This window comes from Streptococcus oralis, assembly GCF_023110055.1.
In the GTDB taxonomy this organism is placed as follows: domain Bacteria; phylum Bacillota; class Bacilli; order Lactobacillales; family Streptococcaceae; genus Streptococcus; species Streptococcus oralis_BY.
Genome location: NZ_JALDVG010000001.1, coordinates 1,328,454 through 1,352,977 on the forward strand (window position 1 = coordinate 1,328,454; position 24,524 = coordinate 1,352,977).

Below are 24,524 nucleotides of genomic sequence, written 5' to 3' on the forward strand. Positions count from 1 at the left end.
TCCTAGATATTATACATAGCGTCAAAAATCGCCGCACTTTGAATATTGATTTTGACATTCAAGGTCTGACCGAAAGTTTCAAACTCATTTCGCAGATAAGTGAAATCCTGTTTTTCGTCACTAGAAACGACCGCCATCATAGTAAAGTATTCATCCAACACCGTCTGAGAAATATCGTCAATATTCAAACCCAACTCTGCAATCTTAGTAGACACGCCTGCAACGATCCCAGCCTTGTCCTTACCAACCACTGTAATAATAGCCTTCATTCTTATACCCCATTTCTACGATTTTTAGAAAACCTGAACGTTTTTGATTTTCTTTTTTCCTAGTATAGCATATTTCCATAGATAATACTAAAAAACGCCTGCTTACGAAGTTGTTCTTAAGAAAAAAACAATTTCGTAAACAAGCGTCTACCCTATCAAATGATGATGAGTGTTCCCGCTAGGACATAAGTCCCAGCGGTAGACCAGAGCTAGACTAAGAGCACAAGACTCCATCATCATAACACTCAACAAAATTGATGATTTTATACTAATTCGATGATCGCCATTGGCGCAGCATCACCACGACGTGGTTCAGTTTTAAGGATACGAGTGTATCCACCGTTACGTTCAGCATAACGAGGTGCGATTTCTGAGAACAATTTTTGAAGTGCTGTAGTAGAAGTGTACTTATCAGTTGCTTCATCATAGTTTTCAGATGCGATTTCATTACGTACGAAAGCAGCTGCTTGACGACGTGCATGCAAATCACCACGTTTACCTAGAGTAATCATTTTTTCAACAGTTTTACGGATTTCTTTAGCACGAGCTTCAGTTGTCACGATTGATTCGTTGATCAAAAGGTCAGTTGTCAAATCGCGAAGCATTGCTTTACGTTGTGAGCTAGTGCGTCCTAGTTTACGGTAAGCCATGTATTCCTCCTTTATTTATCTTTTAATCCAAGACCCAAGTCAATGAGTTTGAGTTTCACTTCTTCCAAACTCTTGCGTCCAAGATTTCGTACCTTCATCATCTCTGCTTCAGATTTTTCTGTCAAATCATGCACAGTATTGATACCGGCACGTTTCAAACAGTTGTATGAACGCACAGACAAGTCCAGTTCCTCAATCGTACGATCCAAAATACGATCGTCAGATTCAGTATCAGCTTCTTTCATCACTTCAGTTGACTTAGCAATCTCAGTAAGATTTGTAAACAAATCAAGATGTTCTGTCAAGATACGCGCTGAAAGCCCTAAAGCATCTTCTGGAATAATTGTTCCATTAGTCAAGATTTCAAGGGTTAATTTGTCAAATCCATCATTGCTACCTACACGAGCAGGCTCTACTTGATAGTTGACTTTTGTAACTGGTGTATAAATAGAATCTACAGCAAGTGTTCCAACTGGTGCATTATCTTTTTTGTTTTCATCAGCAGGTACATATCCACGACCACTGTTAACAGTCATTGTCGCTTTTAGAGAAGAACCTTCACCGATTGTAAAGAGATAATGATCTGGATTTACAATTTCAATATCACTGTCAGTCAAAATGTCTCCAGCTGTAATTTCAGCAGGACCTTCAACGTCAAGTTCAATGATTTTTTCGTCTTCAACGTATGATTTCACTGCAATCCCTTTAATGTTCAGAATGATTTGCATCACGTCTTCACGAACACCTGGAACTGTGTCGAACTCATGCAAGACACCTTCAATGTTGATAGATGTCACTGCTGCTCCTGGTAGAGAAGCTAGTAGTACACGACGAAGAGAGTTACCAAGAGTTGTACCGTAGCCACGTTCAAGTGGTTCGATTACAAACTTGCCATAATCTTTATTTTCATCAATTTTTGTTATATTTGGTTTTTCAAACTCAATCATTTAGTTACTCCCTCTTAAACGAAAAGCAGTGTAATGCGATGATTATACACGGCGACGTTTTGGAGGACGAGCACCATTGTGTGGCACTGGAGTCACATCACGAATTGCTGTTACTTCAAGACCAGCGGCAGCAAGCGCACGAATAGCTGACTCACGACCAGAACCTGGACCTTTTACAGTAACTTCAACTGATTTAAGACCGTGTTCTTGTGCAGATTTAGCAGCAGCTTCAGAAGCCATTTGAGCAGCGAATGGTGTAGATTTACGAGAACCTTTGAAACCAAGAGCACCAGCTGATGACCAAGCAATTGCATTACCATGCACATCAGTAATCATAACAATAGTGTTATTAAATGTAGCGTGAATATGAGCAATACCAGATTCGATATTCTTTTTCACACGACGTTTACGTGTTGGTTTAGCCAAGACTTTTACCTCCTATATTATTTTTTCTTACCAGCAATCGCAACAGCTTTACCTTTACGAGTGCGAGCGTTGTTTTTAGTGTTTTGTCCACGGACAGGAAGTCCACGACGGTGACGAATACCACGGTATGAACCGATTTCCATCAAACGTTTGATGTTCAAGTTTACTTCACGACGAAGGTCACCTTCAACTTTGATTGCATCCACTTCACGACGGATAGCATCTTCTTGATCTGATGTAAGGTCACGTACACGAACATCTTCTGAGATTCCAGCAGCAGCCAAAATTTTCTTAGATGTTGCAAGTCCGATACCATAAACGTAAGTCAATGAGATTACTACGCGTTTGTCATTTGGAATGTCAACTCCAGCAATACGAGCCATGTTTTCTCCTTTCTATCTTATCCTTGACGTTGTTTGTGTTTTGGATTTGCTGGGCAAATTACCATAACACGACCATTACGACGAATTACTTTACAGTATTCGCAAATTGGTTTGACCGATGGTCTTACTTTCATTTCTTATCCCTCCAAGTTTTTCGATTATTTAAAGCGGTAAGTGATACGTCCACGTGTCAAGTCATATGGACTCATCTCGACAGTAACACGATCTCCCGCTAAAATACGAATATAGTTTTTACGAATTTTACCAGAAACTGTTGCTAAAATCTGATGTCCATTTTCAAGTTCAACCGTAAACATTGCGTTAGGCATTGTATCGACTACTTTGCCTTCAACTTCAATCACATCGTCTTTTGCCACGCAAAAGCACCTCCATAAATTTCGATTCGATGCCTCTGAAAACAGAGACAACAATTATAAGTCAGACTATCTCAGTATAACATTTGTAGCGATTTTTTGCAAGTGTGAAAAACGCTTTATTTCAAATTTGTCAATACTTTTTCGATGTCTTTGAACACATCATTGATATCTTGATTTCCTTCGATATCGTGGACCAATCCTTTGGCACGGTAGTGAGCAATGATTGGTTCACCTTGAGCGATATTGACATCCAAACGACGCTTCACTGTCTCAGGTTTGTCATCTTCACGTTGGTAGTAATCTTCCTCTTTATAGTCAACTGGTGGATTGAAAACTTTGTGGAAGGTTTCACCTGTTTCGCGGTGGATGATACGGCCACTCAAACGTTCCAAGAGACAATCTGGATTCACTTCGATATTGATCACACCTTCCAGTTCGATACCGAGTTCCGCCAACGTTTTATCCAAGGCATGAGCTTGTTCAATCGTACGTGGGTAACCATCCAACAAGAAACCTGTTTCCTTGATGTCGTCCTGCGAAAGGCGTTCTTTAACAATTCCATTTGTGACTTCATCTGGAACCAACTCACCTTTGTCAATATATGACTTCGCAAGTACACCCATTTCAGTTTGATTTGCCATAGCAGCACGGAACATATCGCCAGTTGAAATGTGTGCCACGTGGAATTGCTCCACAATTTTAGCTGCTTGCGTTCCCTTACCTGCTCCAGGTAAGCCCATAATCAAAAGATTCATGATAGGATCTCCTTATTTTGTATTTAAATAGAAGCAGAAATCTCTTTCAACCCCTATTTAAAAACAAAATAGAAGAGGGGAGACGAAAATCTCTCTGATAGATAGACCTTCATACTCCACTCTCTAAGCAAAAGTAATCTTGCTTTTATTCTGTTTTGTCCATGAAACCAACATACTTACGTTTCAATAGGTAACCTTCAAGTTGTTTGATTCCTTCGATACCGGTTGAGATAATGATCAAAAGACTAGTTCCCCCAAAAGCAACAGCTTCTGAAAGACCAAAGACATCTTTTGCCACAATCGGCAAGATTGAAATCACACCAAGGAAGATTGATCCGACAGTCGCAAGGCGACGAAGAAGTTTCGACATGAACTCTTCAGTACCCTTACCAGGACGGACACCATGAATGTAGGCTCCACTCTTTTGCAAGTTTTCTGCTGCCTTCTCTGGATTGATCTGTACAAATGTATAGAAGAATGTAAAGAGAATGATTAGCAAGGCATACATAGCAACACCAGTCGGAGATGTTGTAGATAACATTTCCTGTGCTGTACGTACCCAAGCCCAATCATGACCTGTAGCACTCAAAAATTGAAGAATGGCTGCAGGTGCTGCTGTGATGGAACTTGCAAAGATAACTGGGATAACCCCCGCTGGGTTTACCTTCAATGGAAGGTATGAGCTTGATGGGGCTCCTTGAGCAACTTTTGTATATTGGATTGGAATTTTATATTCTGCCTGTTGAACAAAGGTTGTAAAGTAAACAATCAACAAGACAGCGATAATCAAAATAACGACAAAGATAATAGATGAAGTCAAACGGCTACTTGGAATATTGACGAAGTAGTCAACATAGATGCCTTTAATCATCTCAGGAATTGAAGCAACAATACCTGCAAAGATGATCATAGAAACACCATTTCCGTATCCCTTATCTGTAATTTGTTCCCCGAGCCAAGTTACAATCATACTACCTGCTGTGAGGATAATACCGATAGTAACAAAGACTTGTGGTGTTAACGCTGTCGTTAATAATTTTGCTCCAGAAAGAGTGTTAAATCCTGCTGTAATCCCGATAGATTGAACAAATGCAAGCACAAGTGCAATATAACGAGTAGCCTGATTTAGTTTTCTCCGTCCTACTTCCCCTTGTTTGCCCCATTCTACAAACTTCGGTAAAATATCCATTTGTAGCAATTGAACAACGATTGAAGCAGTGATATATGGACTTACTCCGAGTGCAAAAACGGAGAAGTTCTTCATGGCATTCCCTGAAACAAGACTAAGCATGTTCAAGAAAGATAAACCACTGAGAGCTTCTAAACTTTTTGCATTCACACCTGGAACAGTGATACTTGTCCCAATGCGGAAAACAAGAATGATAAAAATCGTAAAGAGAATTTTTGATCGAACTTGTTTAACCTTGAGCGCTTCTTTTAGTAATTTAAAAAACATGGGTCACCTCTCTTAGATGACTTCTACAGAACCACCTTTAGCAGTGATAGCTTCCTCAGCTGATTTAGAGAATTTAGCTGCTTTCACAGTCAATTTCTTAGTCAACTCACCATTACCAAGAATTTTAACTCCTGATTTTTCAGCTTTCACAATTCCTGCTTCGATAAGTACAACTGGAGTTACTTCTGCACCGTCTTCAAAGACGTTCAATTGGTCAAGGTTTACAATTGCGTATTCTTTAGCGTTGATATTAGTGAATCCACGTTTTGGAAGACGACGGAACAATGGAGTTTGTCCACCTTCAAAACCAAGGCGAACTCCACCACCGCTACGAGCTTTTTGACCTTTTTGACCGCGACCAGATGTTTTACCGTTACCTGATGAAGTACCACGACCAACACGGTTACGTACTTTACGAGAACCTTCTGCAGGTTTCAATTCATGAAGTTTCATTATTATTTTCTCCTCTTTTGTAAAATGCTAGCGCCGATAAGAGAGAAAAGGTTGTCTCCCTTATCAACTCGCCTATACATGGTCATCTAAGATGACTATACCTAGTTTTAGGGGATGAGTATTGCCACATCCCCTAAAAATTCATTAGTTTACTTCTTCAACTGTTACCAAGTGAGATACTGCAGTGATCATACCACGGATAGCAGCGTTGTCTTCTTTGATAACAGAGCTGTTCAATTTGCCAAGTCCAAGTGCTACAACAGTTTTACGTTGTGATGGAATGCGTCCGATTGGAGACTTAGTCAAAGTAATTTTAATTTGAGCCATTTTATCCCCTTTCTTATGCCAAATCAGAAACTGAGATACCACGAAGGGCAGCAACTTCTTCAGCGCGTTTCAATTGTTTCAAACCTTCAACAGTTGCGCGAACAATGTTGATTGGAGTGTTAGAACCAAGTGATTTAGATGTAATATCTGCCACACCTGCCAATTCCACAACGGCACGAACTGCACCACCAGCGGCAACTCCAGAACCTTCTACAGCAGGTTTCAACAATACTTTAGCTCCGCCGAATTCTGAAAGAACTTCGTGTGGGATTGTTGTTCCAACCATAGGAACTTCAATCAAGTTTTTCTTAGCATCTTCTACTGCTTTGCGGATTGCTTCTGGAACTTCTTGAGCTTTACCAGTACCAAATCCTACGCGACCGTTGTGGTCACCAACAACAACAAGAGCTGCGAAACGAAGACGACGTCCACCTTTAACAACTTTTGTAACACGGTTGACAGCAACTACGCGTTCTTCTAATTCAACTGCATTGTCTTTAAATGCCATTTTCTAGTGTCCTCCTATTAGAATTTCAATCCGTTTTCACGAGCTGCATCAGCCAAAGCTTTCACACGTCCGTGATATAGATATCCACCGCGGTCGAACACCACTTCTGAAATACCTTTAGCGTTTGCACGTTCTGCAACGAGTTTACCGACAGCAACGGCTTGTTCAGTTTTAGTTCCTTTTGAAACTTCTTTGTCAAGAGTTGAAGCACTTGCGAGCGTTACACCCGCTACGTCATCAATCACTTGAGCGTAGATGCCTGTATTAGAACGGAATACGTTCAAACGTGGGCGATCAGCAGTTCCAGAGAGTTTTCCGCGAACGCGACGGTGGCGTTTTTGGCGGAGTTTGTTTTTATCTGGTTTAGAAATCACAGTTTTCACCTCTTTAGTTTTAAATCGTGTGCTATGCACTAAGTTGGAAAATAGGTTGGTGGTTGAAAATCAACCACTCAACATTATTTACCTGTTTTACCTTCTTTACGGCGAACGAATTCACCAACGTAACGGATACCTTTACCTTTATATGGTTCTGGTGAACGAAGGCTACGTACGTAAGCAGCTGTTTGACCAACTACTTCTTTTGAAATTCCGCTAACAACGATTGTTGTTGGGTTTGGAAGTTCAAAAGTAATTCCTTCTGGAGCTTCAACTTCGTCTGGATGAGATTTACCAACAGCCAAAACAAGTTTAGATCCTTGAAGTTGTGCACGGTAACCAACCCCGCGCATTTCAAGTTCTTTCTTGAATCCTTCTGATACACCAACAACCATGTTATTCAAAAGGGCACGAGTAGTTCCGTGGATTGTTTTCATTTCTTTTGAATCGTTTGGACGGTGAAGAGTTACTTCAGTACCTTCCACACGAATTTCAATATCTTTTGAGAACTCACGAGTAAGCTCTCCTTTAGGTCCTTTTACAGTTACAACGTTGTCATTGTTAGTGATTTCAACACCAGCAGGCAACACGATAACTTTATTACCAATACGTGACATGTTTATTTTCTCCTGTTAAATTGTCAGGCCAGAATGGCCAGTTTTCACGGGGGCTTAAATCGATTTCTCGATTTAAAGGAACATTTAGGTTTCAATTCCAAAGTGAATCTAGGCAGCGTCTCGCCGGCATAACTTTGGGTTAGGCAAGAGACGATAACGACGAGTCGCAAAGAAATTGAGAGCTAAATATTACCAAACGTAAGCGATAACCTCACCACCAACATTCTTTTGGCGAGCTTCTTTATCAGTAAGCAAACCTTCAGAAGTTGAAAGGATAGCAATTCCAAGTCCGTTAAGAACTTTTGGAAGATCTTCACGTTTTTTGTAGACACGAAGTCCTGGTTTAGAAACACGTTTCAAGTTAGTGATAACTTTTTCACCGTTTGGTCCGTACTTAAGGAATACACGGATGATGCCTTGTTTGTCATCTTCGATGATTTCTACGTTCTTAACAAAACCTTCGCGTTTAAGGATTTCAGCAATCCCTTTTTTGATGTTTGATGCAGGTACTTCAAGTACTTCGTGTTTTGCTTGGTTAGCATTACGAATACGAGTTAGGAAGTCTGCGATTGGGTCAGTCATAACCATTTTGTTTTTCTCCTCTTACTAGTAGTTTGCAAGTTGCACTTGCTAGTTAATACATGATACAAAGAGCGTAACAGCAAGAGCAAAAATAGGCAATTTGATGAAGGAGCGATGCTCCAAAGAAAATTGGTCTTTTTTGCCAAAGCTGTAGCTCGTGTTCAAATTGGAAAGCCCAACTGAACCCGGGCTAAACTCTGTGTGAAAAAGATAAACTTTCCTAGAAACTTTAGTTTCTTCGTCAAGTTTCCTATTTTCACTTGGAGTTTTGACGCCCTTGATATCTTAAATTACCAAGATGCTTTTGTTACACCAGGAATTTGTCCTTTGTAAGCTAATTCACGGAAGCAAACACGGCAAAGTTTAAATTTGCGGTAAACTGAATGTGGACGACCACATTTTTCACAACGAGTATAAGCTTGAGTAGAGAACTTCGCTGGACGTTTGTTCTTAGCAATCATTGATTTTTTAGCCATTAGATTTACCTCCTATATTATTTTGCAAAAGGCATTCCAAGGCCTGTAAGCAATGCACGTGACTCTTCGTCAGTGTTAGCAGTTGTTACGATGACGATGTCAAGACCACGAGTTTTGTCAACGTCATCAAAGTTAATTTCTGGGAAGATCAATTGTTCTTTCACACCAAGAGTGTAGTTTCCGCGTCCATCAAATGATTTTGTTGGAACACCGTGGAAGTCACGCACACGTGGAAGTGAAACTGAAACCAATTTGTCCAAGAATTCGTACATACGTTCACCACGAAGGGTAACTTTTGCACCGATCGCTACACCTTCACGAAGACGGAAGCCGGCGATTGATTTTTTAGCTTTAGTGATAAGTGGTTTTTGACCTGAGATAAGTGCCAATTCTTCAGCAGCTTTTTCAAGACTTTTAGCGTTTGATACAGCTTCACCAACACCCATGTTCAAAACGATCTTATCTACTTTTGGCACAGCCATCACTGATGAGTAGTTGAATTGTTCTGTCAAAGCAGGAACTACTTCATTAAGATATTTTTCTTTTAAACGATTTGCCATTATACTTCTCCTTTCCTTCGTGATTAATCAAGCACTTCGCCTGATTTTTTGTTGTAGCGAACTTTTTTACCGTCTACAAATTTGTAACCAACACGACCAGCTACACCATTTTTGTCCAATACTTGAACGTTTGATACGTGGATAGCTGCTTCTTTCTCGATGATACCACCTTGAGGAAGCTCGTTAGTTGGACGTTGGTGTTTCTTAACGATGTTCACACCTTCAACGATAACTTTGTTTACTTTTGGAAGGGCAGTAAGGACAACAGCTTCTGTTCCCTTATCTTTACCAGCGATTACGCGAACTTTGTCGCCTTTTTTTACAAACATTAGGTTTCTCCTTGATTTTTCTTACGCCCATAAGGGCACCCTAGCTTGAAGCTAGGGGACTAGTTTGTTTTTTTTATATTAAAGTACTTCTGGAGCAAGTGACACGATCTTCATGAAGCCACCTTCACGCAATTCACGTGCAACTGGGCCAAAGATACGTGTTCCGCGAGGAGTTTTGTCTTCACGGATGATAACTGCTGCATTTTCGTCAAATTTGATGTATGAACCATCAGCACGACGAGCACCTGATTTAGTACGAACGATAACAGCTTTTACAACGTCACCTTTTTTAACCGCACCACCAGGAGTAGCTTGTTTTACAGATGCCACGATAACATCACCGATGTTTGCAAATTTACGTCCTGAACCACCAAGAACTTTGATAGTCAAGATTTCGCGCGCACCGCTGTTGTCTGCGACTTTCAAACGAGTTTCTGTTTGAATCATTTCAGTTTTCTCCTTTCAGGTTTGATTAGATGATGACCGCTTCTTCAACAACTTCTACAAGACGGAAACGTTTTGTAGCTGAAAGCGGACGAGTTTCCATGATACGTACGATATCGCCTTCCTTGGCAACATTGTTTTCATCATGTGCTTTGTATTTTTTAGAGTAGTTAATACGTTTACCATAGACTGGGTGGTTACGTTTTGTTTCAACTACAACTGTGATTGTCTTGTCCATTTTGTCAGATACAACACGTCCAACAAGAACTTTACGATTATTGCGTTCCATTGAAATTTCTCCTTCCCTAGTCTATTATTTCGCTTCAGATTGAACTGTTTTGATACGAGCGATTTGTTTTTTAACTTCTTTCAAGCGAGCTGTTTGTTCCAATTGACCAGTAGCAGCTTGGAAACGAAGTTCAAACAATTCTTTTTTCAATTCGTTTTCGCGCTTCGCGAGTTCTTCTTGAGAAAGACCACGAAGTTCTTTAACAAATTCTTTTACTTCATTAAGTTTCATGCCTTCTCCTTATTCTGCTTCACGTTTTACGAATTTACATTTAACTGGCAATTTGTGGCTTGCAAGACGAAGCGCTTCGCGAGCGATTTCTTCAGATACACCAGCGATTTCGAACATCACTTTACCACGTTTAACTGGTGCTACCCAACCTTCAGGTGCCCCTTTACCAGATCCCATACGCACACCGATAGCTTTAGCAGTGTATGATTTGTGTGGGAAGATTTTAATCCAAACTTTACCACCACGTTTCATGTAACGAGTCATGGCAATACGAGCAGCTTCGATTTGGCGGTTAGTGATCCAGTGGCTAGTTGTAGCTTGAAGACCGTATTCACCGAATGCTACTTCTTTTCCACCTTTTGCTTCACCGCGCATTTTTCCACGGAATTCACGACGGTGTTTAACACGTTTAGGTACTAACATTGGTTATTTACCTCCTTTAGTGTTTTTACGAGCTGGAAGAACTTCACCACGGTAGATCCATACTTTAACACCAAGTTTACCGTATGTAGTATCTGCTTCTTCCCAAGCGTAATCGATATCTGCACGAAGTGTGTGAAGTGGAACAGTTCCTTCAGAGTATCCTTCAGCACGGGCGATATCTGCACCGTTCAAACGACCTGATACTTGAGTTTTGATTCCTTTAGCTCCAGCACGCATTGCACGTTGGATTGCTTGTTTTTGTGCACGACGGAAAGCGACACGTTGCTCCAATTGACGAGCAATTCCTTCACCTACAAGGTGAGCATCCAAATCAGGTTGTTTGATTTCGATGATGTTGATGTGTACTTGTTTTCCAGTCAATTTGTTAAGTTTTGCACGGAGTGCATCAACGTTAGCACCACCTTTACCGATAACCATACCTGGTTTAGCAGTGTGAAGTGAAACGTTAACTTTGTTTACTGCGCGTTCAATTTCGATAGTTGAAACTGCTGCGTCAGCAAGTTCTTTTTGAACGAATTTACGGATTGCAAGATCTTCATGAAGGTAATCCGCGTATTCTTTTTCAGCATACCATTTGGCATCCCAATCACGGATGATGCCGACACGCATACCAATTGGATGTACTTTTTGACCCACGATGTTACCTCCTTATTTTTCTGCAACAGCCACAGTGATGTGAGCTGTACGTTTGTTGATTGGTGAAGCTGAACCTTTCGCACGTGGACGGAAACGTTTCATAGTTGGTCCTTCGTTTGCGAATGCTTCAGATACTACCAAGTTAGCTTTGTCCAAACCAAAGTTGTTTTCAGCGTTAGCTACAGCTGAGTTCAAAACTTTCAAGATGATTTCAGCAGCTTTGTTTGGTGTGAATGTCAAGATTGCAATAGCATCGGCTACGCTTTTACCACGGATGTTGTCAAGAACAAGACGTGATTTACGAGGTGAAACACGTACTGTACGAGCCATTGCTTTAGCTGAAGTAATTTCTGCCATTTATGTTCTCCTTATTTTCTACGTGTTTTCTTGTCGTCTGCAGCGTGACCTTTGTAAGTACGAGTTGGTGCAAATTCACCAAGTTTGTGACCTACCATGTCTTCTTGTATGTAAACAGGTACGTGTTTACGTCCGTCATAAACTGCAATAGTGTAACCAATGAAACTTGGGAAGATCGTTGAACGACGTGACCAAGTTTTGATAACTTTTTTCTTTTCGTCGTTAGCTTGAGCTTCAACTTTTTTCATCAAATGCTCATCGACGAAAGGTCCTTTTTTAAGACTGCGTCCCATTTTTATTTTTTCTCCTTTAAATGTTGTACCACAGCGGCTTGCGCTCACATGGAGCGCTACCGAGCTGGCGGATTTCCTAGTTGCTTAGGCGACTAGTTTACTATTATTTCTCGTTGCGACGACGAACGATAAGTTTGTCAGATTTCGCTTTCTTGTTACGAGTTTTAAGACCAAGAGCAGGTTTGCCCCATGGAGTAGATGGCGCTTTACGACCAACTGGTGCTTTACCTTCACCACCACCGTGTGGGTGATCGTTAGGGTTCATTACAGAACCACGAACTGTTGGGCGGATACCTTTCCAACGGCTACGTCCTGCTTTACCAAGGTTTACAAGTCCATGTTGTTCGTTTCCGACAACACCAACTGTAGCACGACAAGTTCCAAGAATCATACGAACTTCGCCAGATTGAAGACGAACAAGAACGTATTTACCTTCTTGACCCAATACTTGAGCAGAAGCACCAGCAGCACGTACCAATTCTCCACCACGACCTGGTTTCAATTCGATGTTGTGGATCAAAGTACCAACTGGGATGTTAGCAAGTGGAAGAGCGTTTCCGACTTTGATATCTGCTTCAGGACCTGAAACGATACGTTGACCAACTTCAAGACCTTTTGGAGCGATGATGTATGCTTTCACACCGTCAGTGTAGTGTACAAGAGCGATGTTTGCAGAACGGTTTGGATCGTACTCGATAGTTTTAACAACTGCTTCAACGTTGTCTTTGTTACGTTTGAAGTCAACCAAACGGTAGAAACGTTTGTGTCCACCACCTTGGTGACGAACAGTGATACGACCGTTGTTGTTACGACCAGCCTTGCTCTTCAAAGCAACAAGCAATGATTTTTCAGGAGTGCTTGTTGTGATTTCAGCGAAATCCAAAGAAGTCATATTACGGCGACCGTTTGTTGTTGGTTTATAAACACGAATTCCCACGATATTTCCTCCTTAGATTATTCAGCTTCAGCAGCGAACAACTCGATTGCTTTTGAATCAGCTGTAAGTGTGATGATAGCTTTTTTAGTTTTGTTAGTAAAACCAGTGTAACGTCCAACACGCTTCGCTTTAGGTTTTACGTTGATTGTGTTAACGTTGGCAACTTTAACACCTTCGAAAGCAGCTTCAACAGCTTGCTTGATCAAAAGTTTGTGTGCACGAGTGTCAACTTCAAATACATATTTTCCTGCTTCAAGTTGAGCCATTGAGCTTTCAGTGATAACAGGTTTTTTGATAACATCATACAAATTCATTATGCAAGAACCTCCTCGATTTTAGAGATAGCTGCTTGTGTGACAAGAAGTTTGTCGCTATTTGCGATGTCAAGAACACTTGCAGTTGTAGCAGTTGCAACTTTCACGTTTGGAAGGTTACGAGCTGAAAGAGCTGCGAATTCATTTCCTTCTTCAAGGATAACAAGAACTTTAGAATCGATGCTCAATGCTGCAAGAACTTTTGCAAATTCAGCAGTTTTTGGAGCTGTAAATGAAAGAGCGTCTACAGCTACGAATTTGTTTTCAGCAACTTTTTCAGAGTAAACTGATTTAAGAGCTAGGCGACGAACTTTTTGTGGAAGTTTGTAGCCGTATGAACGTGGAGTTGGTCCGAAGACAACACCACCACCACGCCATTGTGGTGAGCGGATAGAACCTTGACGAGCACGTCCAGTTCCTTTTTGACGCCATGGTTTGCGTCCACCACCTGATACTGCAGAGCGGTTTTTAACAGCGTGTGTTCCTTGACGAAGGCTTGCGCGTTGGCTGATGATCACATCAAACACAACTGATTCATTTGGTTCAATACCAAATACTGCATCGTTAAGAACAACTTGGCCAGCTTCTTTACCAGTTTGGTCAAATAATGTTACGTTTGCCATTGTGACTGATTTCCCCTTTCTTTATTATTTACCAGCTTTAACTGCTGATTTGATAGTGATAAGAGATTTCTTAGCACCTGGTACGTTACCTTTGATAAGGATAACGTTCTTTTCTGGAACAACTTGTACAACTTCAAGGTTTTGAATTGTTACGCGGTCGCCACCCATACGTCCTGCAAGGTTTTTACCTTTGAATACGCGGTTAGGTGCAACAGGTCCCATAGAACCTGGACGACGGTGGTAACGAGAACCGTGAGCCATTGGTCCACGTGATTGTCCGTGGCGTTTGATAACACCTTGGAAACCTTTACCTTTAGAAGTACCAGTTACGTCAACAACGTCTCCAGCTGCGAATGTTTCAACTGTGATTTCAGCACCAACTTCCAAGCCTTCAACGTTTTTGAATTCACGAATGAAGCGCTTAGGAGCCGTGTTAGCTTTCGCTACATGTCCTTTAGCAGGTTTGTTGCTCAATACTTCACGTTTGTCATCGAAACCAACTTGGATAGCGTTATATCCGTCTGTTTCTACAGTTTTAACTTGAAGAACAACGTTTGGAGTTGCTTCAATAACTGTTACAGGGATCAATTCGCCAGCTTCAGTGAAGATTTGAGTCATTCCCACTTTTTTCCCTAAGATTCCTTTTGTCATGAGAAAATAGTTCCTTTTCTATATTTTTTTATTCAAAAAGTTTTTAACGAGCGTTTTTCATGCTCAAGGTTTCAAACTTTGGATTAAAGTTTGATTTCTACGTTTACACCACTTGGAAGATCCAATTTCATCAACGCATCAACTGTTTTTTGAGTTGGGTTAACGATATCGATCAAACGTTTGTGTGTACGCATTTCAAATTGTTCGCGAGAGTCTTTGTATTTGTGAGTCGCACGAATGATTGTGTAGAGGCTACGTTCAGTTGGAAGTGGGATTGGACCCGCAACTTGTGCACCTGTACGAGTAGCTGATTCTACGATTTTTGCAGCCGCTGTGTCAAGCGTACGGTGTTCGTAAGCTTTCAAACGGATACGGATTTTTTTGTTTGCCATCTTTTTCTCCTTTTCGTCTATTTAAGATAATAGGCTAGCTCCACAAGAAAACCGACGCGCGTTGCGTGGCAATGCAACCGAGCGTGTCGCAACCTCTTGCATCAAAGCTAAGGCTGTAATTTACAGCACCATAATAGAATAACACAAAGCCCCTGCGATTGCAAGGGATTTGTGAGCTTTTTTTCGTTTTTTTAGGATGAAACTGTTTTCTCTTTTCATTTTTCCAAGATTGAGGATTTATCTCTATAAAAAACCGTCTTTTCTTCTATATAATACGAGTCATTTTGACCTTGAATGTATCTTCTGATTGATCTACTAAAATGTCCGCTTTAGACTCGGTTTCTCTATAGTATCGCAGATACTGCTCCCGTCTCATCTGATGGCTAGCCAATACAAAAGATGCATCCCGATTTCTCATAGTCGTATCTCGAGCTAAGCGCCTCTTTAACTCTGTTTCTTCATCCGTGTAGAAACAGATAGTTTTGTCAAAGAGTTCCTTGGGTAGAAAACCCACAGACATCCCTTCGACAATCAGAATCGGTTTAGCTCCAGACAAGACCTCGCTAGCCTTCCACGGTTCATCGATTGTCAAGACATCCAAACCTGCCTGCAAGGCGAGAATATCTCTCTGCAAACTTGCCAGTTCATGCGCCACTGGGAGACAAGCTGTCACCTTTTGATCTGTCGCTTGCTTTGGTACTACCAGGTGACGTTCTGAGGTGATATAGGGATCTGTTTCTAGTAAATTTACTGTAGTAGAATCTAGGGCTTGATGTAATTCCTGAGCGAAGGTTGATTTACCTGAAGCCCCATGACCGTAGATCCCTAGCGTCCTAACTCTTCCCGTTTCGATCTCTGAAACCAGTTGTTCTATCAGGTCTTTTTTCTTCATTCTCTCTTCACCTGTTCATAGCTTTCTTTTCCGTCATTAAGCTTGTCCCAAATCACCACTTGCCCGCTTTTGAGGGATTTTTGCACATCGATAATTCGTTGATTAGAAGACCCTCGAAACTGGAGCATGAGATTGCGCTTGCTTTTATCATACCGTCCATCGACAAGGATGTCAATCAGCGACAAGAGTTCCAGTTTATCTGGAGTTTCTAGCATCATTTCTTCCCAAGTGTAGCCCGTCCAGGACCAGATGTCTTTTTCTGGCAATTCCTTTCGGATGCGTTTAACGAGCGGCAAGAGGATACCTGTATTGAGAAATGGTTCTCCTCCTAGCAAGGTCAAACCTTGAACATAAGGCTGGGCAAGATCTTCCATGATTTGTTCTTCTAATTCTGCCGTATAGGGAATGCCTGCGTTGAAAGACCAAGTCGCAACATTATAGCACCCCTCGCAGTGAAACATGCAACCTGATACATAGAGAGAGTTGCGCACACCTTCTCCATCGACAAAGTTAAAGGCCTTATAATCAATGATTCGCCCTTTACTAAGCTCCTCGCTTTTCCATTCACCTGGTTTTGGTGTATTCCATGTCATCCTTCTACTCCAAGTCTATCCAATAGCGCTGACTTCTATCGATTGTATTTTCGTAAACACCGCCAGCGGAGAGAATCGTGCGGCGGCTGGCTTCGTTGTCTTCATCGCAGGTAATCAGCACTCGTTCCAATCCTTGCTTTCGAGCCTCTGCTAGTCCTAATCTCAACTGCTCCTTCCCATATCCTTTGCCTCGTTGACTGGGACGGATAGAATAGCCAATATGACCGCCTTCCACAAATAATTTGTCATTCAAGGACAAGCGCAGGGCTAAAAATCCCAAAGGCAAGCCAGTCTCATCAAAGGATAAAAATTTGATTGCAGGAACCCAGCCTACTGGCAGGTTGGCAGCATCCTCTTGCTGCTCTACAATCTTTAAACAATCCTCATAATCCTTTGCTCGCTTCCAAGCGGAGCCCATGCCACCGTGCATATAGGATTTTGCTGCATCGAACTCCGCAATCATCTCTAATATAGCTTCTTTATCTTCCAAAGTTGGTCGTCTTAGCTCCATGCTTCCTCCTTAATCGACATCAATCCAGTAGCGCTCCGTTCCGTTTCGAACATCCTCCAACTCCCCACCATTAGCTAAGATAACAGCTCGGCTTGCTGGATTTTCTGTGCTACAAGTCACTAAAGCTCGTTTAATATTCTTTCCCTTAGCAACTTGTAGACCTTGTCGGAGGGATTCTTTCGCATAACCCTTACCTCTTTCAGATGGACGAATGGAGTAGCCAATATGGCCCCCATTTTCTAGTAAGTAGTCATTTAATCGGAGACGAAGGTTGAGAAAGCCAAGAGCCTGGCCTGCTACGTCAAAACTAACCAGCTGGATAGCAGGAACCCAGTTTTCAGGAATATTGAGTCCCGCTTCCGCTTGAAGATTTTCTTCTAGCCACTCTTCATAAACAAAATTCTCAGCATCCCAAAATCCACCGTCGTGAGGGGACTGAGCTTGTTCAAACTCTGCCATTATCTCTAAAACTGTTTCTTTATCTGCCAATGTTGGTCTGCGTAGTATCATTTTCACCTCCAATTAAGAGAAAAGTGAGAGGCAACTCTCACTTTTATTTTTTCTTGTTCTTGTTTAAAAACTGTTCTCTGAGGTTGAGCAAGCGTTCTTTTTTACCTGTTCCACCTTTCGAGTGTTTCTCGTGATAACGGGTCACTTGTGCGCGTCCCTTATCGTCTAATTGGTATTTCCCCATTGCGTTTCCTTCTAATTTGTTACTTCATGTCCTGCCGTTTTAATGGTTGAGCCATTCATGTGTTTGACACGCGCAGCGATTTCCTTGTGGCGTCCGTTAACCATCGGACGCGCTTGAGGATTTCCCAGATAACCACACGTACGTTTGACTACATCTACTGTTTTAGGGTCGCTATTGCCACAGTTGGGACAAGCAAAGCCTCTCTCAGTTGGTTCAAAATCCCCTTCAAAGTCACACTTGTAGCAACGATCAATCGGAGTATTGGTCCCTAGATAGCCAACTCGGTCATAGGCATAGTCCCAAACAGCTTCCAGGGCCTTAGGATTTTGTTGAAGAACTGGATACTCACAATAATGGATAAAGCCACCTGACGCACCTGCTTCTGGATAAACTTTCTCAAAGTCTAATTTTTCAAACGGTGTTGGATTTTTACGAACATCGTAGTGGAAAGAGTTGGTGTAGTATTCCTTGTCCGTGATGTCCGGAATAGAGCCGAACTTCTCTGTATCCAAGCGACAGAAGCGGTCTGTCAGACTTTCAGACGGTGTGGAGTAGATAGAGAAATGGTAACCATATTGGTCAGACCACTCTTCCACACGACGTTTCATATCGCGAATGATATCCAATGTGAATTCCTTGGCTTCAGGATTGCTTTCCCAGCTGTTTCCAAAGAAGACCGTCGCAACTTCGTACAAACCGATGTAGCCCAGCGAAACTGTCGCGCGGCGATTCTTAAAGAGTTGATCTACACTTTCTTCTTTTCCGAGACGGCGACCGAAGGCTCCGTACTGATAAAGGATAGGGGCATTCGCTGGTGTTGCTTCCTTGGTCCGTTCAACACGGTAAACCAGAGCATCTTCTGCGATGTTCATACGCTCATTGAAGATTTCCCAGAACTTATTCAGATCCCCTTCAGACTCGAGGGCGATACGAGGCAGATTGACTGTCACAACACCTAGATTCATACGACCTGAATTGACCTCGACACCATTCTCATCCTTCCATCCTTGGAGGAAAGAACGGCAGCCCATAGGAACCTTGAAGGAGCCTGTCAGTTCGATAATCTTATCATAGGATAAGACATCTGGGTACATCCGCTTGGTTGCACACTCAAGAGCCAACTGTTTGATATCGTAGTTAGGTGACCCCTCCTCTAAGTTAAGGCCTCTTTTCAGCGTAAAGATGAGTTTAGGGAAGATAGCTGTACGGTGTTCTGAACCAAGCCCCTTGATTCGGATGTTTAAGATAGCTTTTTGAATTTCCCGCTCAAAACGACTAGTTCCTAGACCAAAACCGAGCGAAGTAAAAGGTGTTTGCCCATTTGAAGTGAAGAGAGTGTTGATTTCATACTCAAGAGATTGCATGGCATCGTAGATGTCCTTTTGCGTTTTCTTCCAAGCGTAATCTTCCCGTTTTTCAGGTAAGACCCACTCTTCTGCATCTTTGAGGTGCTTTTGATAATTCTTCTCTGCATATGGCGCCAATACTTCATCGATACGGTCAGCTGAGCAACCCCCGTACTGGCTAGAAGCAACATTGGCGATGATTTGTGAAATTTGAGCTGTTGCAGTCTGGATAGACTTGGGACTCTCTACCTCTGCATTCCCAATCTTAAAACCATTTTCCAACATGCCTTTAAAATCAATCAAACAGCAGTTGGTCATAGGAGTGTAGGGGCTGTAGTCCAAGTCATGATAGTGGATATCCCCTTTTTGATGAGCATTGGCTACGTGCTTAGGAAGCATTTGCAGCCCGATTGATTTCCCAACAATCCCTGCTGTCAAATCACGCTGGGTATTAAAGACATCACTGTCTTTATTGGCATTTTCATTGACAACTGCTTGATCTTTATTGAGAAGTTTATGGATACTAAAGTTTATATCTGTCGCTTTTGAGCGCTCAAAATCCCTTTGTGTCCGATAAGTGATATACTCCTCAGCCAGCGCATACTCTTTGGCTTCAAGGAGTTCATGTTCTACGACATTTTGAATTTCGTAAATCTTGACACCTTGAGGGAAGCGGCTGTGAATTTCCGTCACGATTCTTTCAACTAGACCATTTAGGCGTTTTTCTACTAGAGGCGTAACGTCCATAACCTTTTCCGCCGCCTTGTGGAGAGCCTTGTCAATCTTGTCTACATCAAACACCACACGTCTACCATCTCGTTTTTCAACGAACAAGGTGGGAACGGTTGCAAGCTTTTCTTCTAATACAATCATATCCATGCCCTTTTCTAAAATATTGTTGAATTGTTTATATTCAGTATTATACCACTCTAAAAATAAAAATCAATATCTTGTGTTAAAAATCCTAAAAATTTTAAAATTCCACAAGATATTGATTTTTTGTTATTTTGATTTATATAGTTTGAACTCGCTAGTATCTGTCTGAACAAGCTCATAGTTTTCACTGATCCAGCTCTCTACATCTGACCACAAGGCAACTTTTTGATTGACCACAATCATCTTCGGTTGATTCTCTTTCAGGTCATTCATCAGTTTGGTTTTATTTTCATCGCTTGCAGTATAAAGTGTTGGAGTTGATAGAGAAGTCGGCGCCAAGCGTTCACTTGCACGGTAGAAATCAGGACGATCATCCCAAGCATAGACACGATCCTCAGAACTCGTTTGTTGTTTGACCACGCTAGCAAGACGGTCTCTCTCCTGATAAGTCGCTGGGTGCGAAAGGTAGCGACTCACGATAGGAAGAACAATGAGATAGGCAAGGCCAATCAGTGGTAGATAGAAATTTCCTTTAAGGAAAGAAGTTTGTTTCTCACGTCTTCTTCTACGACGACCGCCTCCATCCGAAACATCTTCCTTGATTCCTGTCAGAAGGAGCAAGACCAAGAAAGGAATTAGCACCACAAGACGAGTACCGTTGATAGGTTCTTTGGAGAGAATCAAGATTCCCAAAGAAACCAACAATCCCAAGCTAGCAGCAATTGAGAGGGCATATTGCTTGGCTGGTTTTGACTGGAACAAGCCTGTAAAGAGCAAGACAAGGGAACCTAATCCAATAGCAAGCAAACCGTAGAAGGCTGCATTTTCAAGCAAATGCGAATTTGAAAAGAGGCTAAGAGTATTTACCGGATACAAGGTCTGGCTAATGGCATCTCCAAAACTACCTGTCCACACTGTATAGTAGCCTAAAGGATAGAATAAGAGTGAAAATCCTAGGGCTGACGCAAAGAACTGATATAAGCCATGAACAAAGTGACCTTTAGCTAGATTATAGCCGATGATGCCCAAGGCCAGTACAGTCGCAAACAAGACGGTTGGGATTGGCGCAAGGAAGAAAGCGAGAGCAAGGCTCATCCCCACTCGTACAAATCCTTTATCATCCTTTGGAAAAGCTAGATAATTTGTAACGATACTCAATGAATAAAATAGGAAAGGCAGGGCTAGCAAGAGAGCATAACCGCCACCAAAAGCGAGGCCCGCTACAAGCAAGTATAGAATAAAGACAACTCGCTTCGCTTCATTTTCTTGGCCGACAAGAGTATCCGCAGCCTTAAAAAGAAAAACACCTGCTCCAAACAAAGCCAACCACTCAACCAAAGCAATCAGAATACTGCCTTGAAAAAGGTAGGTTAGCACATAATAGAGCAATCCCTCCGTCCCAAAATAATCTGTATACATTTGACCATTTTGATGCAAGGCCCAACCGGTATAAAGATCCTGGGTTTGTTGCGGACTGACTAAACCAAAAATATTAGGTAGGGCAACCGAAATGGCTGTGGCCACTAAACTCCAAAGCAAAATACTAAAAAAGGGAATGGGAGCTCCTTCTCGTTTCTCTGGCACTGACCAGTCTTGGTAATGAGATTCTTCTTGTTTCTCATCTATTTTCCCGTATACGTTCATTCAATTTCTCCTCTAAGTTTATCTGTTTTAGTATATCAAAATCTTACAGGAATGTCAGCTTGGGATTGATATTTGCTGAATTTCTTATCCAATAGCGCAAAGCGTTCGATTTCACGAAAACGATGAAATCGACTATTACTATACTCTCTGATAAAATCATCATCTTCTAGATTAAGCATGGTTTTCTCCTTTACTTATCTATTCGTAAGAAAACAAAAAAGACCCAGCCTTGGGCTAGATCTTGGTCGATAGTTAGAGCATAGGTGCAAACAACTGGACAATTTCTTTGATGAGGCTTTGATACCAGCTAGTTTTGATAGTGTGGGGATAAATTTCTTGAGAAACTTTAAAAATCTCTTCGAAGTCTCTTTCAATATCGATGATGGACTGCGTTCTATAAAGCAAAACGGCATTTTCATAGTGGTGGAGCAAGCTCCGATAGTCAAAATTGATTGTTCCCACGGTGGCCACTTCTCCATCGACAAGCATTTGCTTGCTATGAAGGAATCCCGGACTGTACTCATAAATACGAACCCCCGCAGATAACAAGTCTGGATAGGCTCCACGAGTAACCAATTGGATGACCTTCTTATCTGGTATACACGGTGTTACAATTCGCACATCTACCCCTCTCAGAGCTGCATTTTTGATACTTTCGGTGAGATCATAGTCCGCAATCAGATAGGGAGTCGTGATATAGACGTAATCTGTAGCTTGATTGATAAGATTTTGGTAGACCGTTTTTCCAACTTGAGCTCGGTAGATGGGTTTTGGTCCACTACTATAGGGAATACAGAGCCCCATCCCATCTTTGGGCTGATTTTCGAGATGGTATTGGTCAAAGTCACTAATCTCTCCACGGTTGATATACCATGCAGATAAAAAGAGTCTGGTAAAAGCCTTTACTGCTGGACCATCCAACCGAATACCGCTATCCTTCCAGTAACCAAAACGTTCGATATGGTTGATATACTCATCAGCCAGATTGATACCACCTGTATAGGCAATTTGACCATCGATAATCATGATTTTACGGTGATCACGGTTGTTATAAGCAACGGTCAAACGTGGAATCACCTTGTTAAATTTGTGAGCTTCAATCCCTCGACCACGAAGCTGGATGGTGTAATCTCCAGGCAAGGTTGCCATACAACCAATATCATCATAGAGAAGCTTCACTTCTACACCTTGAGCTGCCTTTTCTTCCAAAATCTCCAAAATACTATTCCACATCAAACCTTCTTCGATGATATAGTATTCGAGAAAGATAAACTTCTCAGCTTTCTTGAGATCCTCTAGCATCTGATGCCACATGCTTTCACCAGATGCAAAAAATTGTGTATCCGTTCGATCATAGACATCGGCATTCGTATCCATACTGAGGAGAGATTTGATAACGCCGTAAGCCGACTTGTCTTGTTCTTTTAACTCCAAACGAAGAGCTCTACTATTGTCCTCTCGATCAACCATTGATTGGAGCTGCTTTAGCTGCTTCATTTCCTTTTTAGATAAACGACGCTCTCCAAACATGATATAGAGTAAGGGGCCAAACACTGGTACAAAGGCTACTAATAGCCATGTTACCTTACTCTCAGGATTCATGGACCGATTGACAATCGATACAATGGTCGCTAAACTCACTAAAATGACTAGGATAATCCAGACAATTGGAGCCATTTGCCCTAGATAGAGAAATAAACCAAAGACGATAAACAACTCTGCCAACATGATGGTAATACTGAAACCATATTTGGACATGAGTAGCTGCATTTTTCTAGCTGTCATACATCCCCTTTCTTTTCTGACATTCTCCTTAACTGCTTGATAAACTACTGTTTCTACTAGTATACCTCAGTTCAGGGGTAGATGGCAACCGTTTACCTTTGCTCAAGTTCCAGTCGTTCCGTGTTTAGATGATTATTACAATTTCAGAGCCAACATATTGACCGTCATACCAGCTGCAGTTCCCATAAGGTAAACGACATCTCCCTCCTTGATAAGTCCATGCTCCAAAGAATAAGCCAGGCCAAACGGTACAGAGACTGACACCATATTTCCATAGTCAGTGACGAGATTGAGGTACTGATCCTCAGCCACACCTAGTTTTTCCATGACCAAAGGAAGAGCACGACTTGCTTGGTGAGGAATGATATAGTCCACGTCTGCCAAGGCTAGCTGTGTTTTTTCTTGAAACTCTTCAAACATGACTGGGATTTTACGAGCAGACAAGAGGAGGATTTTCTTCCCCTTCATGTCAAACATATAGTTGGTCTTCGTCGCTTCAGAGTACTCTTTTGGTTGAAAAGAAGTCAGACCTCCACGAATCTCCGTATCGTGAGCCCCTTCTGACCAAGTACGTTGGAGACTAGCAATGACCCCTTTTTCCTGATGACTTTTTTGGAAAATAAAGGCTGCTGCCCCGTCACTAAAGAGTTCAAAACTTTCTTTTTGCTTGGGATTGAGCCCTAAACTTCCAACCTCACTAGACACAATCAAGACACGATTGTATTCGCCCGCCTCAATCAAGTGGGACATAGTCGATAGAGCAGAAATAAAGCTGGTACAGGTTGTATTGATGTCCATTGCTGGAATTGAGAATCCTTTTGCCACGCGCTCATGAATCAAGGCAGCCGTACAAGGAATCGGCTGGACACCTACTGCACTAGCTGATACAAGGCAATCGATATCTTTAATATCTAAATTTGCATGTTCAAGTGCACGCTGGATAGCTCTTTCTGCCAAGTCAAGTTGCGTTTCTTCATTTTCAACTACACGATAACGGGTCTGGTCTTTAAATTGAACTGTATGCTTTGGAAGGCAAATGCCATAACCTGCGATTTCTACATGTCTTTTTACTTCTGTCAT

At 41.8% G+C, this 24,524-nt stretch carries 40 protein-coding genes; all 40 read right to left on the reverse strand.

Going from position 1 to position 24,524, the window contains the following annotated elements; genetic code table 11:
- Positions 1-2 precede the first annotated feature (2 nt).
- Positions 3-269, reverse strand: coding sequence for an ACT domain-containing protein (locus tag M1G01_RS06260; RefSeq protein ID WP_000644111.1), 267 nt, complete (start codon positions 267-269; stop codon positions 3-5).
- 263 nt (positions 270-532) lie between these two features.
- Complete coding sequence (gene rplQ / locus M1G01_RS06265; RefSeq protein WP_000331493.1) at positions 533-919, reverse strand: 50S ribosomal protein L17; 387 nt, start codon at positions 917-919, stop codon at positions 533-535.
- 11 nt (positions 920-930) lie between these two features.
- Positions 931-1,866, reverse strand: coding sequence for a DNA-directed RNA polymerase subunit alpha (locus tag M1G01_RS06270; protein WP_000568993.1), 936 nt, complete (start codon positions 1,864-1,866; stop codon positions 931-933).
- Between the two features lie 42 nt (positions 1,867-1,908).
- Positions 1,909-2,292, reverse strand: a complete 384-nt coding sequence (gene rpsK, locus M1G01_RS06275) for a 30S ribosomal protein S11 (RefSeq protein ID WP_001118385.1) — start codon at positions 2,290-2,292, stop codon at positions 1,909-1,911.
- 17 nt (positions 2,293-2,309) lie between these two features.
- Entirely contained in the window at positions 2,310-2,675 is a 366-nt protein-coding gene (gene rpsM, locus M1G01_RS06280) for a 30S ribosomal protein S13 (protein ID WP_000090781.1), read from the reverse strand.
- 17 nt (positions 2,676-2,692) lie between these two features.
- Positions 2,693-2,809 (reverse strand): 50S ribosomal protein L36, encoded by a 117-nt coding sequence (rpmJ, locus tag M1G01_RS06285; RefSeq protein ID WP_001808836.1) that lies wholly within the window; start codon positions 2,807-2,809, stop codon positions 2,693-2,695.
- Positions 2,810-2,833: 24 nt separating this feature from the next.
- Entirely contained in the window at positions 2,834-3,052 is a 219-nt protein-coding gene (gene infA, locus M1G01_RS06290) for a translation initiation factor IF-1 (protein WP_001029883.1), read from the reverse strand.
- A gap of 116 nt (positions 3,053-3,168) precedes the next feature.
- Entirely contained in the window at positions 3,169-3,807 is a 639-nt protein-coding gene (locus tag M1G01_RS06295; protein ID WP_001050433.1) for an adenylate kinase, read from the reverse strand.
- A 145-nt stretch (positions 3,808-3,952) separates the two neighbouring features.
- Entirely contained in the window at positions 3,953-5,263 is a 1,311-nt protein-coding gene (gene secY / locus M1G01_RS06300; RefSeq protein ID WP_000465385.1) for a preprotein translocase subunit SecY, read from the reverse strand.
- Between the two features lie 12 nt (positions 5,264-5,275).
- Positions 5,276-5,716, reverse strand: a complete 441-nt coding sequence (gene rplO, locus M1G01_RS06305) for a 50S ribosomal protein L15 (protein WP_000766089.1) — start codon at positions 5,714-5,716, stop codon at positions 5,276-5,278.
- Between the two features lie 144 nt (positions 5,717-5,860).
- The gene (rpmD, locus tag M1G01_RS06310) at positions 5,861-6,043 is read right to left on the reverse strand and encodes a 50S ribosomal protein L30 (RefSeq protein WP_000057241.1); all 183 of its coding nucleotides are present in this window, start codon (positions 6,041-6,043) and stop codon (positions 5,861-5,863) included.
- 13 nt (positions 6,044-6,056) lie between these two features.
- Positions 6,057-6,551, reverse strand: coding sequence for a 30S ribosomal protein S5 (gene rpsE, locus M1G01_RS06315; RefSeq protein WP_000874204.1), 495 nt, complete (start codon positions 6,549-6,551; stop codon positions 6,057-6,059).
- Positions 6,552-6,568: 17 nt separating this feature from the next.
- Positions 6,569-6,925 carry a 50S ribosomal protein L18 gene (rplR, locus tag M1G01_RS06320; RefSeq protein ID WP_000624044.1) on the reverse strand — a complete coding sequence of 119 codons (357 nt, stop codon included), beginning with the start codon at positions 6,923-6,925 and terminating at the stop codon, positions 6,569-6,571.
- Between the two features lie 83 nt (positions 6,926-7,008).
- On the reverse strand, positions 7,009-7,545 hold the full coding sequence (rplF, locus tag M1G01_RS06325; RefSeq protein WP_000086626.1) for a 50S ribosomal protein L6: 537 nt from the start codon (positions 7,543-7,545) through the stop codon (positions 7,009-7,011).
- A 189-nt stretch (positions 7,546-7,734) separates the two neighbouring features.
- Positions 7,735-8,133, reverse strand: coding sequence for a 30S ribosomal protein S8 (rpsH, locus tag M1G01_RS06330; protein ID WP_000245504.1), 399 nt, complete (start codon positions 8,131-8,133; stop codon positions 7,735-7,737).
- Positions 8,134-8,417: 284 nt separating this feature from the next.
- Entirely contained in the window at positions 8,418-8,603 is a 186-nt protein-coding gene (locus M1G01_RS06335) for a type Z 30S ribosomal protein S14 (RefSeq protein ID WP_001085697.1), read from the reverse strand.
- Positions 8,604-8,620: 17 nt separating this feature from the next.
- Positions 8,621-9,163, reverse strand: a complete 543-nt coding sequence (rplE, locus tag M1G01_RS06340) for a 50S ribosomal protein L5 (protein WP_000013542.1) — start codon at positions 9,161-9,163, stop codon at positions 8,621-8,623.
- A gap of 23 nt (positions 9,164-9,186) precedes the next feature.
- Positions 9,187-9,492 carry a 50S ribosomal protein L24 gene (gene rplX / locus M1G01_RS06345; protein WP_000497691.1) on the reverse strand — a complete coding sequence of 102 codons (306 nt, stop codon included), beginning with the start codon at positions 9,490-9,492 and terminating at the stop codon, positions 9,187-9,189.
- Between the two features lie 78 nt (positions 9,493-9,570).
- A complete protein-coding gene (rplN, locus tag M1G01_RS06350) occupies positions 9,571-9,939 on the reverse strand; it encodes a 50S ribosomal protein L14 (protein WP_000616545.1) in 369 nt (122 codons plus the stop codon).
- Positions 9,940-9,964: 25 nt separating this feature from the next.
- Positions 9,965-10,225: a 30S ribosomal protein S17 gene (gene rpsQ, locus M1G01_RS06355; protein WP_000440801.1), complete on the reverse strand. Its 261-nt coding sequence runs from the start codon at positions 10,223-10,225 to the stop codon at positions 9,965-9,967.
- 24 nt (positions 10,226-10,249) lie between these two features.
- A complete protein-coding gene (gene rpmC / locus M1G01_RS06360) occupies positions 10,250-10,456 on the reverse strand; it encodes a 50S ribosomal protein L29 (RefSeq protein WP_000772918.1) in 207 nt (68 codons plus the stop codon).
- Between the two features lie 9 nt (positions 10,457-10,465).
- Positions 10,466-10,879, reverse strand: a complete 414-nt coding sequence (rplP, locus tag M1G01_RS06365; protein WP_000960946.1) for a 50S ribosomal protein L16 — start codon at positions 10,877-10,879, stop codon at positions 10,466-10,468.
- Between the two features lie 3 nt (positions 10,880-10,882).
- Positions 10,883-11,536: a 30S ribosomal protein S3 gene (rpsC, locus tag M1G01_RS06370; protein ID WP_000529936.1), complete on the reverse strand. Its 654-nt coding sequence runs from the start codon at positions 11,534-11,536 to the stop codon at positions 10,883-10,885.
- A gap of 12 nt (positions 11,537-11,548) precedes the next feature.
- Positions 11,549-11,893 carry a 50S ribosomal protein L22 gene (gene rplV, locus M1G01_RS06375; RefSeq protein ID WP_000818137.1) on the reverse strand — a complete coding sequence of 115 codons (345 nt, stop codon included), beginning with the start codon at positions 11,891-11,893 and terminating at the stop codon, positions 11,549-11,551.
- 11 nt (positions 11,894-11,904) lie between these two features.
- Positions 11,905-12,186, reverse strand: a complete 282-nt coding sequence (rpsS, locus tag M1G01_RS06380; RefSeq protein WP_000533766.1) for a 30S ribosomal protein S19 — start codon at positions 12,184-12,186, stop codon at positions 11,905-11,907.
- 103 nt (positions 12,187-12,289) lie between these two features.
- Positions 12,290-13,123 (reverse strand): 50S ribosomal protein L2, encoded by an 834-nt coding sequence (gene rplB / locus M1G01_RS06385; protein WP_000512910.1) that lies wholly within the window; start codon positions 13,121-13,123, stop codon positions 12,290-12,292.
- A 17-nt stretch (positions 13,124-13,140) separates the two neighbouring features.
- Complete coding sequence (locus tag M1G01_RS06390; RefSeq protein WP_001055347.1) at positions 13,141-13,437, reverse strand: 50S ribosomal protein L23; 297 nt, start codon at positions 13,435-13,437, stop codon at positions 13,141-13,143.
- Positions 13,437-14,060, reverse strand: coding sequence for a 50S ribosomal protein L4 (gene rplD, locus M1G01_RS06395; protein WP_000024537.1), 624 nt, complete (start codon positions 14,058-14,060; stop codon positions 13,437-13,439). The genes M1G01_RS06390 and rplD overlap by 1 nt, the downstream gene beginning before the upstream one ends.
- 24 nt (positions 14,061-14,084) lie before the next feature.
- Positions 14,085-14,711, reverse strand: coding sequence for a 50S ribosomal protein L3 (gene rplC, locus M1G01_RS06400; RefSeq protein ID WP_000160197.1), 627 nt, complete (start codon positions 14,709-14,711; stop codon positions 14,085-14,087).
- 83 nt (positions 14,712-14,794) lie between these two features.
- On the reverse strand, positions 14,795-15,103 hold the full coding sequence (gene rpsJ / locus M1G01_RS06405; protein WP_001284513.1) for a 30S ribosomal protein S10: 309 nt from the start codon (positions 15,101-15,103) through the stop codon (positions 14,795-14,797).
- A 265-nt stretch (positions 15,104-15,368) separates the two neighbouring features.
- Positions 15,369-15,995 carry a uridine kinase family protein gene (locus M1G01_RS06410; RefSeq protein ID WP_247931423.1) on the reverse strand — a complete coding sequence of 209 codons (627 nt, stop codon included), beginning with the start codon at positions 15,993-15,995 and terminating at the stop codon, positions 15,369-15,371.
- A complete protein-coding gene (gene nrdG / locus M1G01_RS06415; protein WP_049484733.1) occupies positions 15,992-16,588 on the reverse strand; it encodes an anaerobic ribonucleoside-triphosphate reductase activating protein in 597 nt (198 codons plus the stop codon). The genes M1G01_RS06410 and nrdG overlap by 4 nt, the downstream gene beginning before the upstream one ends.
- Positions 16,589-16,592: 4 nt before the next feature.
- A complete protein-coding gene (locus M1G01_RS06420; RefSeq protein WP_000423437.1) occupies positions 16,593-17,099 on the reverse strand; it encodes a GNAT family N-acetyltransferase in 507 nt (168 codons plus the stop codon).
- Between the two features lie 9 nt (positions 17,100-17,108).
- Positions 17,109-17,609, reverse strand: coding sequence for a GNAT family N-acetyltransferase (locus M1G01_RS06425; protein WP_247931424.1), 501 nt, complete (start codon positions 17,607-17,609; stop codon positions 17,109-17,111).
- A 43-nt stretch (positions 17,610-17,652) separates the two neighbouring features.
- A complete protein-coding gene (locus M1G01_RS06430; RefSeq protein ID WP_000521625.1) occupies positions 17,653-17,793 on the reverse strand; it encodes a hypothetical protein in 141 nt (46 codons plus the stop codon).
- An 11-nt stretch (positions 17,794-17,804) separates the two neighbouring features.
- Positions 17,805-20,012 carry an anaerobic ribonucleoside-triphosphate reductase gene (nrdD, locus tag M1G01_RS06435; protein ID WP_049484765.1) on the reverse strand — a complete coding sequence of 736 codons (2,208 nt, stop codon included), beginning with the start codon at positions 20,010-20,012 and terminating at the stop codon, positions 17,805-17,807.
- 129 nt (positions 20,013-20,141) lie between these two features.
- Positions 20,142-21,659 carry a damage-inducible protein CinA gene (locus M1G01_RS06440; protein ID WP_247931425.1) on the reverse strand — a complete coding sequence of 506 codons (1,518 nt, stop codon included), beginning with the start codon at positions 21,657-21,659 and terminating at the stop codon, positions 20,142-20,144.
- 35 nt (positions 21,660-21,694) lie between these two features.
- Positions 21,695-21,838: a hypothetical protein gene (locus M1G01_RS06445; protein ID WP_164497043.1), complete on the reverse strand. Its 144-nt coding sequence runs from the start codon at positions 21,836-21,838 to the stop codon at positions 21,695-21,697.
- Between the two features lie 73 nt (positions 21,839-21,911).
- Complete coding sequence (gene cls / locus M1G01_RS06450) at positions 21,912-23,444, reverse strand: cardiolipin synthase (protein ID WP_125412441.1); 1,533 nt, start codon at positions 23,442-23,444, stop codon at positions 21,912-21,914.
- A gap of 135 nt (positions 23,445-23,579) precedes the next feature.
- On the reverse strand, positions 23,580-24,524 hold the full coding sequence (locus tag M1G01_RS06455; RefSeq protein WP_247931426.1) for a 3-oxoacyl-[acyl-carrier-protein] synthase III C-terminal domain-containing protein: 945 nt from the start codon (positions 24,522-24,524) through the stop codon (positions 23,580-23,582).